Annotated in this window: 12 protein-coding genes; all 12 read right to left on the bottom strand. The window is 74.4% G+C overall.

The annotated features are described in order from the left end of the window. Positions 1-46: 46 nt before the first annotated feature. On the bottom strand, positions 47-1,837 hold the full coding sequence (locus tag CUD01_RS08705; RefSeq protein ID WP_141320338.1) for an ABC-F family ATP-binding cassette domain-containing protein: 1,791 nt from the start codon (positions 1,835-1,837) through the stop codon (positions 47-49). A 36-nt stretch (positions 1,838-1,873) separates the two neighbouring features. After that, the gene (locus CUD01_RS08710) at positions 1,874-2,338 is read right to left on the bottom strand and encodes an SRPBCC family protein (protein ID WP_141320341.1); all 465 of its coding nucleotides are present in this window, start codon (positions 2,336-2,338) and stop codon (positions 1,874-1,876) included. Further along, entirely contained in the window at positions 2,335-2,736 is a 402-nt protein-coding gene (locus CUD01_RS08715) for an ArsR/SmtB family transcription factor (protein ID WP_243861195.1), read from the bottom strand. The genes CUD01_RS08710 and CUD01_RS08715 overlap by 4 nt, the downstream gene beginning before the upstream one ends. Before the next feature lie 17 nt (positions 2,737-2,753). After that, positions 2,754-3,704: a 4-(cytidine 5'-diphospho)-2-C-methyl-D-erythritol kinase gene (locus CUD01_RS08720; protein ID WP_141320343.1), complete on the bottom strand. Its 951-nt coding sequence runs from the start codon at positions 3,702-3,704 to the stop codon at positions 2,754-2,756. Further along, a complete protein-coding gene (rsmA, locus tag CUD01_RS08725; RefSeq protein ID WP_141320345.1) occupies positions 3,701-4,651 on the bottom strand; it encodes a 16S rRNA (adenine(1518)-N(6)/adenine(1519)-N(6))-dimethyltransferase RsmA in 951 nt (316 codons plus the stop codon). Before rsmA ends, CUD01_RS08720 begins: the two co-directional genes overlap by 4 nt. A 117-nt stretch (positions 4,652-4,768) precedes the next feature. After that, entirely contained in the window at positions 4,769-5,995 is a 1,227-nt protein-coding gene (locus CUD01_RS08730; RefSeq protein ID WP_141320347.1) for a resuscitation-promoting factor, read from the bottom strand. 355 nt (positions 5,996-6,350) lie between these two features. Beyond that, complete coding sequence (locus tag CUD01_RS08735; protein WP_244937725.1) at positions 6,351-7,580, bottom strand: resuscitation-promoting factor; 1,230 nt, start codon at positions 7,578-7,580, stop codon at positions 6,351-6,353. A gap of 253 nt (positions 7,581-7,833) precedes the next feature. Continuing rightward, entirely contained in the window at positions 7,834-8,784 is a 951-nt protein-coding gene (locus CUD01_RS08740; RefSeq protein WP_141320349.1) for a TatD family hydrolase, read from the bottom strand. Continuing rightward, positions 8,784-10,568, bottom strand: a complete 1,785-nt coding sequence (gene metG / locus CUD01_RS08745) for a methionine--tRNA ligase (RefSeq protein ID WP_141320351.1) — start codon at positions 10,566-10,568, stop codon at positions 8,784-8,786. The genes CUD01_RS08740 and metG overlap by 1 nt, the downstream gene beginning before the upstream one ends. A 116-nt stretch (positions 10,569-10,684) precedes the next feature. Next, positions 10,685-11,152, bottom strand: a complete 468-nt coding sequence (locus tag CUD01_RS08750; RefSeq protein WP_141320353.1) for an AAA family ATPase — start codon at positions 11,150-11,152, stop codon at positions 10,685-10,687. A gap of 48 nt (positions 11,153-11,200) precedes the next feature. Continuing rightward, positions 11,201-12,070, bottom strand: coding sequence for a hypothetical protein (locus CUD01_RS08755; RefSeq protein WP_141320355.1), 870 nt, complete (start codon positions 12,068-12,070; stop codon positions 11,201-11,203). Then, entirely contained in the window at positions 12,067-12,381 is a 315-nt protein-coding gene (locus tag CUD01_RS08760; protein ID WP_141320357.1) for a type VII secretion target, read from the bottom strand. The genes CUD01_RS08755 and CUD01_RS08760 overlap by 4 nt, the downstream gene beginning before the upstream one ends. Positions 12,382-12,649: the final 268 nt, after the last annotated feature.

The raw sequence follows: 12,649 nt of genomic DNA on the forward strand, positions 1-12,649 counted from the left end.
GCCAGTACTGACGGCCAGCGCCGTAACCAGTACTGCCGGCCGGCGCTCAGCCCGCGACGTCCGCGACCTCGAGCCACGCCTCCTCGAGCTCCTCGCGCTCGGCCGCGAGGGTGCGCAGCTCCGCGTCGAGACGCTGCACGGCCTCGTGGTCGGTGGCCTGCTCGGCCATGCGGGCGTGCAGCGCGGACTCGAGGTCGGCGATCTTCGCCAACCGGCGCTCGATGCGCGCGACCTCCTTGCGCGCGGCGCGCACGTCGGCGGCGCTCGGCGAGCCCGTCGTCGTCGCGTCCGTCCCTGCGGCAGGGGTGCCCGACGACGAGGCCGCGCCCTCGAGCGCGACGCGCCGCAGCTCGAGGTACTCCTCGACGCCGCCGGGCAGGTCCCGCAGGTGCCCGTCGCCGAGCAGCGCGACCTGCCGGTCGCACACGCGCTCGAGCAGGTACCGGTCGTGCGAGACGACGATCAACGTGCCCGGCCAGCCGTCGAGCAGGTCCTCCAGGGCCGCGAGCGTGTCGGTGTCGAGGTCGTTGGTCGGCTCGTCGAGCAGCAGCACGTTGGGCTCGCCGACGAGCAGACGCAGCAGCGACAGGCGCCGGCGCTCCCCGCCGGACAAATCCTTCACGGGTGTGCGGGCGCGGTCGCGCGTGAAGCCGAGCCGCTCGACGAGCTGGGCGGCGGTCAGCTCCTTGCCGCCGACGACGACCGAGCGCTTCTCGGCCTCGACGACCTCCACGACCCGCAGGTCCGCGACCTCGTCGAGGTCCTCGACGTCCTGGCGCAGCTCGGCGACCTGGACGGTCTTGCCGCGCTTGACCCGTCCCGCGTCGGGCGCGAGCCGCCCGGACAGCAGGCGCAGCAGCGTCGTCTTGCCCGCGCCGTTGACGCCGACGACGCCGTACCGGTCCCCCGGTCCCAGGCGCCACGTGACGTCGTCGAGCAGCGTGCGCCCGCCGAGCGCGACCGTGACGCCCTCGACGTCGAGCACGTCCTTGCCGAGCCGGGCGGTGGCCATGCGGGACAGCTCGAGCGGGTCGCGCGGCGGGGGCTCGTCAGCGATGAGCGCGTTCGCGGCGTCGATGCGGAACTTCGGCTTGGACGTGCGCGCGGGGGCACCGCGGCGCAGCCATGCGAGCTCCTTGCGCAGCAGGTTCTGCCGCTTCTCCTCGGTGACGGCCGCGGTGCGGGCACGCTCGGCGCGCGCGAGCACGTACGCGGCGTACCCGCCCTCGTACTGGTCGACCGCGCCGTCGTGCACCTCCCACGTGCGCGTGCAGACCGCGTCGAGGAACCACCGGTCGTGGGTCACGACGACGAGTGCGCCGGGCCCGCGCGAGAAGCGCTGGTTCAGGTGGGCGGCGAGCCACGCGACGCCCTCGACGTCGAGGTGGTTGGTCGGCTCGTCGAGCACGAGCACCTCGTCGTCGCGCACGAGCAGCGCGGCGAGCGCGACCCGGCGGCGCTGCCCTCCCGAGAGCGTGCTGACGTCGGCGGTCACGTCGACGTCGGGCAGCAGGCCCGCGTGCACGGCGCGGATGCGCGGGTCGGAGGCCCACTCGTGCGCGTCGGCCGTGCCGTGGATCGCGTCGAGCACGGTGCCGGAGCCCAGGTCGTCGCGCTGGTCGAGCATCGCCAGGCGCACGCCGCCCGCGCGGGTCACGCGCCCGTCGTCGGGACCCTGGACGCCCGCGAGGACGCGCAGCAGCGTGGACTTCCCGGCGCCGTTGGGCCCGACGACGCCGACACGCTGCCCATCGTCCAGACCCAGGGAGACGCCGTCGAGCAGGACCCGGGTGCCGAGCGCGAGGGTGACGCGGTCCGCGCCGAGGAGGTGAGCCATGAGGATCTAGAGGCTACCGGCCCCGACGCGCCGGGCTCACCGCGTGAGGAACGCCCCCAGGGCGTCGAGGATCTGCCCGCAGCCGGACTCCCGGCCCGCGACGCCCTCGGGCCCGTCGGTGTAGACGCCCTGCTCGGTGTAGGTGAGGCGGGTGCCGCCGTCGACGGTCTCGAACGTGGTCGTGACGAGCGACGTCGACAGGTACACGCCGTCGACCCACATGTCGTAGGTGTGCACGATGCGCTCGTTCTCGACGAGGTCCGAGTAGCGCGCGACATACCGGCTGCGCGGTCCGTCGTGCCAGCGCCCGTCCTCGACGTCGAACCCGCCGGGCCGGAAGTCGTGCGCGCGCTCGTCGGTGTCGAAGCTCTCGGCGTCGCCGAACCACTGCAGGCGCTGCTCGAGCTCGGCGTGCGCGGCCCACACGCGCTCGACCGGGACCGGGTAGGTGCGCTCGATGGTGAACGAGGCGTGCGCGAGCGGGGCGGTGGTGGTGGTCATGACTGCTCCTGAGGTGCGGGTCGGGTGGTCGTGAGGTGGTCGCCGAGGCGGTCGAGGCGCCGCTCGGCGGGCAGGCGCTGGGCGGCGAGCCAGGCCGTCGGGCCGGTGAGCGCGCCGGGGACGAGCGAGCAGGTGCGCACGCGGCCGATCTTCTGCGACTGCACGATGCCGGCGGTCTCGAGCACCGCGAGGTGCTGCAGGACCGCGGGCAGGGACATCTGCAGGGGTGCGGCGAGCGTGCCGACGCTGGCGGGTCCGCGCACGAGGCGTTCGACGATCGTGCGGCGGCTCGCGTCCGACAGGGCACGGAACACGGCGTCGAGCCGGGTCCCGGGGTCGTCCCCGTCGCCATGGTTAAGCATGTACTTAACTATTGACACGTCGCCGGGCGTCGTCAAGAGGTGGTGGGGATCGTCTAGTCCGACGTCGACACGACGCGCGCACCCGCGACCGGGCCCGTCGCCGTGAGCACCCGGTCCGCCGCGCCCGACGCCGTGAACGCCGCCGCGAGCACGAGCGCGTGCTGCCTGCTGCGCCCGAGCGCCGCGACCGTCGGGCCCGAGCCGGAGACGACGACACCGAGCGCGCCCGCGTCCCGCGCGACACCGAGCGGCTCCGCGAGGCGCGGGTCCAGCGACAGCGCCGCGTCCTGCAGGTCGTTGTGCAACGCCGCGCCCAGCGCCCGCGGGTCCCCCGCGCGCAGCGCCTGCAGCAGCGGCACGTCGTCGTCCAGGTCCGGCGGCAGGCCCAGGTCGGCGGCACCGTCACGCAGCGCGTCCAGCTCGCGGTACACCGCGCCCGCCGACAGGCCACGCCCCTGCACCGCGAACGCCCAGTGGAACTCGCCGCGGCCCAGCACCGGCGTCAGCAGGTCGCCCCGGCCCTGGCCCACCGCGGTGTGCCCCTGCAGCACGAACGGCACGTCCGAGCCGAGCTGCGCCGCGAGCTCCAGCAGCTGCGCCCGCGAGAGCCCCGCCCCCCACAGCGCGTCGCACGCGAGCAGCGCCGCCGCCGCGTCCGCCGAGCCGCCCGCCATGCCGCCCGCCACCGGCACGCCCTTGTCGATGTGCAGGTGCACACCCTCGTCGATCCCCGCCGCCTGCGCGACCAGCTCGGCCGCGCGCAGCGCGAGGTTCGAGGCGTCCGTGGGCACCAGCTCCGCCTGCGGGCCCGAGACCGTCACCACCCGCTCGTCACACGTGCGCGCGACGACCTCCTCGAACACCGACACGGCCTGGAACACGGTCGTCAACGGGTGGTACCCGTCGGGCGACACCGGCCCCACGTGCAGCGACAGGTTCACCTTGCCGGGGGCACGCACACGGACCTCGCGGGTGATGGCGACCTCCACCGGGCTCAGCGTCACGGCCCCACTGTGCCAGCAGGCGCGCCACGGCGCGTACCGGCCAGCTGCTCCGCGACCCGCGCGAAGCCCTCGACGTCGACCGTCTCCCCCCGCGCCTGCGCGTCCACGCCCGCGGCCGCGAGCGCGGCCGCCGCCGCCTCGTTCGAGCCGAACAGCGGGGCCAGCGCCGCCCGCAGCATCTTGCGTCGCTGCGCGAACGCCGTGTCGATCACCTCGAAGACCTCCAGGCGCGTCGCCGACGTCGTCGGCGGCTCTCGGCGGTCCAGGCGCACGAGCGCCGAGTCGACGTTCGGCACCGGCCAGAACACCGAGCGCCCCACGGTCGCCGTCCGGCGCACGTGCGCGTACCAGGCCGCCTTCGCGGACGGCACGCCGTACGTTCGGCTCCCCGGCGGCGCCGCCAGCCGGTCCGCGACCTCCGCCTGCACCATGACCAGCGCGTGGTCGAGCGAGTCGAACCGCTCCAGGAACGTCAGCAGCACCGGGACGGACACGTTGTACGGCAGGTTCGCGACGAGCGCGCGCGGCGGCTCACCCGGCAGCGCCGTCACCTCGAGCGCGTCCTGGAGCACCACCGTGAGGCGCGCGCGGCCCTCGTCGTCCCGCAGCACCACGGGCTCGTCGGACATGGGCTCGTCGGGCGACGTGGCGTCCGGGTGCAGGCCTGCGTGCTCCGCGACCGTGCTCGGCAGCAGGCGCGCGAGCACCGGGTCGATCTCGACCGCGACCACGTCCGCACCCGCCTCGAGCAGCCCCAGCGTGAGCGACCCGAGGCCCGGCCCGACCTCCACGACCCGCATGCCGGGCTCGACCCCCGCCTGGCGGACGATCTTGCGGACCGTGCCCGCGTCGAGCACGAAGTTCTGCCCGAGGGTCTTGGTCGGGCGCACCCCGGCGCGCTCGGCGAGGTCGCGGATCTGCGCGGGGCCGAGCAGCGTGACGGTCATGGGCGCCAAGCCTACGAGGGCGCCCGCCCCGGGCGCGCACGCGTGCTGCGTGCGGCCGGGGCGAGCGCCCTCGTCGGACGTGCGGCCTCCCTCATCGGGGAGCCGGCGGGACAGCGGTCAGCTGAACAGCCGCGGGCCGCAGTGCGGCCACTGGCCCGCGCCGGAGCGCAGGTAGAGCATCTTGGCGCGCGAGGTCTGCTCCGCGGGCGACGCCTGCGACGGCAGACCGGCACCGCCGACCGAGCGCCACGTGCCCACCGAGAACTGGTAGAGCCCGTGGTACAGCCCGTTGGCCGAGACGATCGTCGGGTTGCCACCCGACTCGCACTTCGCGAGCGCGGCCCAGTTCAGCGAGTCCGCGTCACGCGTGTCGCCGATCGGGCCACCCCTCGACGAGCCACCGCCGCCGCCCGAGCTGACGACCGGGCGCTTCTTGGTGCCGACCGACACGACCTCGTGCACCGGGTTCACGGTCTGCGTGTCGGCGACGAGGACGCGCTTGGTCTCCTTGCCGTCGACCGTGGTGACGCGCTCGACGATCGTGCGCGTGCCGGGCACACCCTTGGTCGTCACGGCCTGCGTGCCCACGTAGCGCGACGGGTCGTCCTTCTCGCTCGAGGAGAACGCGACCTCCTCGGACCGCGTGACGGTCCGGACCGAGACGCGCTGCACGACGACCCGCACGTGGCGCTCGTCGTCGTTGGCCAGGCGCACCCGGTCGTACCCGCCGAGCGCGATGCCCGCGTCCTCGAGCGCGTCCGCGACCGTGGTGCGCACGTCGCCGACCTCGAGCTCCTTGCCGTCCACCACGATCGTCGCGGGGCCGCGCAGGGACAGGTCGAGCGAGAGCTCGGGGCGGCCGCCGCCGGAGCGCGACGCGACGAGCTGGACGTCCGGGTCGCGCACGGCGAGCAGGTCGAGCGCCTCGTCGGCGGTCAGCGCGGTGGTCCACACGGTGCGGTGCTTGCCGTCCTGCGCGACCGTGACGCGGTGCGCGTGGCGCACGGTCACGACGTCGCCGTCGGACAGGCTGCCGGCCGGGTCGACCGAGTCGCGGGCGCCGGTCGCGACGCCCTCGTCGGACAGCAGGCCGTCAACGGACCCGGCGAACGTGGTCACCGTGCGGGTCGTGCCGTCGACGTCGAGCGTCACGGTCTTGTGGGCCTGGGCGTAGACGGCCGTCCCGCCGGCGACGACGAGCGCGCCGGCCGCGACGAGCGCGGGAAGAGCCAGGCGTCGGCCCGGTCGGCCGCCCTGCTCGGTGGTGGTGTCGAGCGGAGCCGTGGGCTCCGTGGTGGCACGCGTGCGCGTGATCAGGCGTCCGATGCGGGTCGAGAAGGGCACGGGGCTCCAGCCGTCGTGGTTCCCGGGCACGGGGAGCGGGTGCGTCCCGCAGGACGCCCGACGTCGCCGGTCGCTGCGCACGCGGGGCGCGCGCGCTGGGCGTGTGGCGACTGGAGGGAGCCGTCACCGTCGGTCCCGGATCCCCGATCCGGCTGTCGCTCGCGGGCCGCCGTCCGGGCCGGTGCGCGAGGCCGCGGCGAGCGGGCAGGACCCTGTGTGCTCACACGACGACACGCGACCGTAACCCGATCGTGATCATCCCGCCAAGCGTCACGGCGGGCGAAGCAGGACGTTCGACGCGGTCCGGACGTGACCGACCCTTGACCTGACGGCGGTCCGGCCGGTCAGGACTTGGTCAGTACCAGCCCTTGACCGTGAAGTGGCCCCAAGCGCCGCACGGCGTCTTGTAACGCCCCTTGATGTAGTTCAGGCCCCATGTGATCTGCGTCGCAGGGTTGGTCCGCCAGTCGCTCGCGACCGACGCCATCTTCGAGCCCGGGAGCGCCTGCGGGATGCCGTACGCACCCGACGACTTGTTCTCCGCGTTGACCCGCCACCCGCTCTCGTGCTTCCAGAGCGTCAGCAGGCATGCGAACTGGTCGTCGCCCCAGCCCCGCGCCGCGGCCATCTCCTTGCCCAGGGCCTGCGCCGTGCCCGGCGAGACCGTGGCGTTCGTCGGCAGCTCGGACGTGCCGACCTTGACGACCTGCGTCACCGGCTCCGTCGTCACCACCGACGTCATGACGTGCCGCCCGACGACGACACCCCCCACGACCTCGAGCTCGTACGTCGTGGTCCGCACGCCCGCGCGGCCCGCCTGGGTCACGATCCGCATGCCCTTGAGCAGGTTCGCGTCCTCGATCTCCTCGGTCTCGAACGGGAGGGTCTCCGTGACGACCTCGCCGCTCTGCTCGCCGCGCGTGACGAGCACCGCGAGCCCGTCCACCGCGGCCGCGTCGAGCGGCACCGAGACCTGGTCACCCTCGTTCAGCACCAGGCCGATGTCCCGCAACGCGTCCCGCACCGTCGACCCGCTCGAGATGCCGTCGATCACCTGACCGTCGACGACGAGGTGGATCGTCTTCTGCGTCGAGACGTGCAGCGTCCCGCGGCCCAGCGACGCCGAGCGCGACGCCGACAGGCGCACCTCGCCGTCCCGCAGCCCGAGCGCGTCGACCGCCTCGCCGACCGTCAGCGCCGTCGTCCAGATGCGCGCCTGCTCACCGTCGACCGCCACGTCGAGCTGACGCGCGTGCCTCACGACGATCTGCTCACCGCGCGTCACCGCCTCGTGCACGCCGGGCGCGACGAGGTCGCGCTCACCGACGTGGATGTCCCCCGCCGCGAGCACCTGGCCGACCGTGCGGCCGAAGCCCTCGACCTGCACCAGCTCGCCGTCGACGTCGACGACGACCTCCTTGTGCAGCACCGCGAAGGCGGTCGTGGCACCGACGACGAGCGCGACGACCGTGCCCTGCGCGACCGCCTTGCCCAGCCGACGGCCCAGCCGGTGACCCGAGCCGTGACCCGAGCTGCGACCCGAGTCGTGACCCCGGCGCGGGCCGACGCGACGTGCCGTGCTCACGCGGTGCTCCTCCGTCCTGCGGGCCGTCGTCGCGGTCCCGCGACGCCTGTCGTGCCGGTGCTCGTGCTCGTCGTCGACCACGAACGGCCGTGCTCGATCGTCCTGCCCCCCGGACGCACGTCCGACCGTAACCGATCGGTGATCGGCGGTGGAACCCGGCACCTGGACCTTCCCAGCAGGTGATCACCCGGTCGCGCGCCCCGGCGCACCCGCGCTCCGGCGTGTCGCCCGGCGTGTCGTCGCGGGTCGGTCGTCACCAGGAGCCGTAGACCTCCTGCGACGTGCGCGCCAGCGTCACGCACAGCCCCGCCACGTCCTCGTCGCGCGCCGCCGCGAGCGCCCGCACCGTCCCGGGCAGGAGGTACGGCGCGTTCGGCCGGCCGCGCAGCGGGTGCACCGTCAGGTACGGCGCGTCCGTCTCGACGAGCAGGAGCTCGGCCGGGAGCACGCGCGCGGCGTCCCGCAGGTGCTCGTTCGCCGGGAACGAGACGGGGCCCGCGAACGAGCAGTACCACCCGTGCTCGGCCGCGAGCCGCGCGAGGTCCTCGCCGCCCGAGAAGCAGTGGAACACCGTGCGCTCGGGTGCGCCGTCGCGCAGCAGCACCTCGACCACCTCGTCGTGCGCGTCGCGGTCGTGGATCTGCAGCGCCAGGCCCAGCTCCTTCGCGAGCGCGACGTGGGCGCGGAACGCCTCACGCTGCACCGCACGGCCCCGCGGCCCCGCGCGGAAGAAGTCCAGCCCCGTCTCACCGATCGCCCGGATCCGCGGGTTGCCGCGCGCGGTCGTCGCGACCAGGTCCAGCGCCTCGTCCAGCGGCAGGTCGTGCCACGGCTGCGGGTCCGGCTCGAGGCCGTCGGGCGCGACCTCGTGCACGCCCGCGTGCAGCACCGCCTCGTTGGGGTGGACCGCGACCGCACCCAGCAGCTCCGCGTGCGCGCGCACCGCGGCGTCGGTCCAGCGCACCGCCTCCACGTCGCAGCCGACCTGCACCATGCGCGTGACGCCGACCTCGGCGGCGCGGGACAGGTGCGCCGCGAGGTCGGGCCACTCGTCGCCCCCGTCGGCCCCGTGGTCCGCGCGCTCGTCGTCCCAGCCCGGCGCACGCCAGCCGACCACCGTCTCCAGGTGCGTGTGGTTGTCCACCACCGGGACCGGCAGCGGCTCGGGCGTCGCGGGCCAGCCCCGCTCGCGCGACCGGCCCATCAGCGGTTCTGGTAGCGGGCGAGCTCCTCCTCGACGATCGAGTCGTCGAGCTTGGTGAACACCGGCGTCGGGGCCGGCACGGGAGCCCCGGGCGTCAGCGTGGGCGAGACCCACGCCGGCACGTCGGAGTAGTCACCCGTGATCACCGGGTAGTGGCGCGACTCGTCGTCCAGGTCCGTGACCTCGTCGAGACGCGGCTGCGGCGCGAGCACGCCCGTGCCACCCAGCGTCTCGTGCACCTTCTGCGCCGAGTGCGGCAGGAACGGCGCGAGCAGGGTGTTCGCGTCCGCGACGACCTGCGCGGCCGTGTTCAGCACCGTGCCCAGACGCTCCCGGTCGCCCTTGAGCTTCCACGGCTCGGTCTCCGAGACGTACCGGTTCGCCTCCTGCACCACGCGCATCGCCTCCGCGATCGCGGCCTTGTGCCGGTGCGTGCCGATCAGGTCCCCGACCGTCCCGAACGCCGCGCGCGACTGGTCGAGGATCGCCCGGTCCACGTCCAGCAGGTCGCCCGCGGCGGGGATCTCGCCGAAGTTCTTGTGGATCATGCTCGCCGTGCGGTTCACCAGGTTGCCCCAGCCGGCGACCAGCTCGTCGTTGGTGCGGCGCAGGAAGTCCGACCACGTGAAGTCGGAGTCCTGGTTCTCCGGACCCGCGACCGCGATGAAGTAGCGCAGTGCGTCCGGCTGGTAGCGCGCCAGCATGTCGCGCACGTAGATGACGATGCCGCGCGACGATGCGAACTTGCGGCCCTCCATGGTGAGGAACTCGGAGCTGACGACCTCCGTCGGGAGCTGGAGCTCGCCGTACGCGCCCGGCGCACCGCCCTTGGCGCCCTTGCCGTCGTAGCCGAGCAGCTCCGCGGGCCAGATCTGCGAGTGGAACGTGATGTTGTCCTTGCCCATGAAGTAGTACGACCGCGCGTCCGGGTCGTTCCACCACTGGCGCCACGCGTCCGGGTCGCCCGAGCGGCGCGCCCACTCGATCGACGCCGACAGGTAGCCGATCACCGCGTCGAACCACACGTACAGCCGCTTGTTCGGGTTGTCCTCCCAGCCCGCGAGCGGCACCGGGATCCCCCAGTCGATGTCCCGCGTCATGGCGCGCGGGCGCATGTCGTCGACGAGGTTGAGCGAGAAGTTCAGGACGTTGGGCCGCCAGTCCGAGCGCGTGCGCAGCCACGCGTCGAGCGCGTTCGCGAACGCCGGCAGGTCGAGGAAGAAGTGCGTCGACTCCACGAACTTCGGCTTCTCGCCGTTGATCCGGCTGCGCGGGTTGACCAGGTCCACCGGGTCCAGCTGGTTGCCGCAGTTGTCGCACTGGTCGCCGCGCGCGCCGTCGTAGCCGCAGATCGGGCACGTGCCCTCGATGTAGCGGTCCGGCAGCGTGCGCCCCGTGCTCGGGCTGATGGCACCCATGGTCGTCTTCTCGATCATGTAGCCGTTCGCGTGCACGGTACGGAACATCTCCTGCACCACCGCGTAGTGGTTGCGGGTCGTCGTCCGCGTGAACAGGTCGTAGGTCAGGCCCAGCGCGGTGAGGTCCTCCGCGATCACGCGGTTGTACCGGTCCGCGAGCGCCTGCGGGGTCGTGCCGTGCTTCTCGGCCTCGACGAGGATCGGCGTGCCGTGCTCGTCGGTCCCCGAGACCATCAGCACGTCGTGGCCCGCCATGCGCATGTAGCGCGAGAAGACGTCCGACGGGACGCCGAAGCCGGCGACGTGACCGATGTGACGGGGACCGTTCGCGTACGGCCACGCGACGGCCGACAGGATGCGGGACATGCGCCCGATCCTAGGTGAGCGTCCGCGTGCGCCGAGGGCGCGACCACCGACCGGCCGCAGGGACGACGAGCGCCCCGACCCGGACGGGGGCGGGGCGCGACGTCGGGCGCTGGAGGTCAGGGCGTGCGTGGACCGCGCGCACGGCGGGCGACCTGCTCGGTCAGGTGGCTCGCCAGCGGGACCGGCCGCGCGGCGAGCAGCCCCCGGTGCGCCAGGTGCTCGAGGACGACGGCCCGGTCGGTCTCGCGGAGCCAGTCGGCCGGCACCGCCGCGGCGACCACGGCCGCCGACGCCGGGTCGAGGCGGTCCGCGTCGTCGACGAGCAGCACGGCGCGGCGGCCGGCCACGCGGTGCGCGAGCTGGTCGACCGCGGACGCGATCGCGCTCGGGGCCGCGGGCCCGGACAGCAGGCCGGCCAGCGCGAGCGACTCGAGCGGACGCCCCTCCCCGCGGACGGTGCGGACCTCGACCGCGGTCACGTCGTCGGGCAGCGCGGCGCGCACCTGGGCGAGCACGTGCGAGCGCCCGGAGCCGGGCAGACCCGTGACGACGACGTGCGTCCGCGAGACGACCGCGTCGCGCACCGCCGCGACCTCGGCGGCACGTGCGTCGAGGGCGACCGCACGTCCACCCTAGGGCGAGGGCCGCGGCGCGCACGGCGGGACGCTCGCCGCCGGGGCCGCCGGGCCCGGGAGGAACGGGGCGACCGCTGTCGTGAAGTACCCGATCCCCGTCACCGCAGGACCGACCGCGCTCGACAGGCCGATCCCCTCCTGGCGCCGCCTCAGGAACTCGCCCACGGCCCGGATCGGGCGGGTGACGGAGCGCACCAGGTCGACGAGGTTGTCGATCGTGCGGGCGAGCGCCACGACCTGCGGTCCGAGGCGCACGCCCCAGCGCGCCGCGAGCCGGCTCGCCCTCGCCACTGCCGAGACCGGGTTGGTGCAGCAGACGACGGACGAGACCACGTCCGCGATGGCGTCGCGGATCAGGTCGTGGACCATCCGCACCAGCTTGGCGCAGGCCGCCAGCGCGCTGCCGAGCGCACCGGCCGCGTGCGCGACGGTCCGGGCGGCCTCGACCTGGACCGACGCCACGCCGCGGTAGGCGGCGACAGCGGGGCCGGACATCGACGCCAGGTCACGCGCGACGTCGCTCTCGAGCCCGTCGGCGGCCGCGACGAGGTCCCGCTCGATCGTCTCCCACGTGCGCGCGTACGCGGTGACCTGGTCGGCGTCGCCCCCGACCTCGTCGAGCCACCCCTTGAGCGGCTGCACGTGGTCCAGCACCCACCCGACTCCCCACGCGACCGCCGCGCCGAGCGGGTCCACCCCGAGCGCCACACCGTTGCCCGCCAGGGCCGCCGTGCTCAGCGTGGCGTCGACCCAGGACCCGCTGCGGGCCTGCCCGGCAAGGGTCGCGACGTCACTGATCAGCCCCGCGCCCGAGTGCCACGCCTCGGTCTCGGCCACCTCGACCCCGGGAGCGGGCAGCCCGCTCATCGCAGCACCACCTGGCCCGCACGGAACACCGTGCGCACGGCCGTGTCGGTCACGTCGTACGAGTCGGCCACCACGTCGACCGCCGTGCCCGTGACGGCGAGGGCGCCCCCGACGCCGCCGATCGCGACGCCGCAGGCCGCCTGCGCGAGCGCCATGGCGTTGCCGACCGGGGCGAGCGCGATCCCGAACGCACCGGGGTCGGCAGCCATCGCGAGCGCGACCGGCGCGAGCTCCGCGACGTCTCCCGCGCGCTCGCGGACGTGCCGCGCGTGCTCGCGCAGCCTGTCGGTGTCCACCTCGAACCCGTCCATCTCCACCCCCGGTATCGGTCGTGGCAGGACGGTAGCCGGGACGGGCAACGGCCCGCGGACGCCCTGTGGACAACCCGGCGACAGCGCGTCGCCGCAGGTCAGCGGACCGTCAGCCGCAGGATCGTGTCGTCGTCCGGGCGCGGGTCGCCGCGACCGTCGGTGTTGCCGGTGACCACGAGCACCGTCCCGTCGGGTGCGACCGCGACCGCGCGCAGGCGACCGTGCCGGCGTTCGAGCAGGGCATGCGGCTCCCCCACACCGTCTAGGT

Source organism: Cellulomonas uda (genome assembly GCF_006538705.1).
In the GTDB taxonomy this organism is placed as follows: domain Bacteria; phylum Actinomycetota; class Actinomycetes; order Actinomycetales; family Cellulomonadaceae; genus Cellulomonas; species Cellulomonas uda.

Coding starts and splice junctions, on each gene's coding strand:
- rsmA (WP_141320345.1), bottom strand. CDS start 4,651: ATGACCGTCACGCTGCTCGGCCCCGCGCAGATCCGCGACCTCGCCGAG.
- CUD01_RS08710 (WP_141320341.1), bottom strand. CDS start 2,338: ATGACCACCACCACCGCCCCGCTCGCGCACGCCTCGTTCACCATCGAG.
- CUD01_RS08755 (WP_141320355.1), bottom strand. CDS start 12,070: ATGAGCGGGCTGCCCGCTCCCGGGGTCGAGGTGGCCGAGACCGAGGCG.
- CUD01_RS08740 (WP_141320349.1), bottom strand. CDS start 8,784: ATGGGCCGGTCGCGCGAGCGGGGCTGGCCCGCGACGCCCGAGCCGCTG.
- CUD01_RS08760 (WP_141320357.1), bottom strand. CDS start 12,381: ATGGACGGGTTCGAGGTGGACACCGACAGGCTGCGCGAGCACGCGCGG.
- CUD01_RS08705 (WP_141320338.1), bottom strand. CDS start 1,837: ATGGCTCACCTCCTCGGCGCGGACCGCGTCACCCTCGCGCTCGGCACC.
- metG (WP_141320351.1), bottom strand. CDS start 10,568: ATGTCCCGCATCCTGTCGGCCGTCGCGTGGCCGTACGCGAACGGTCCC.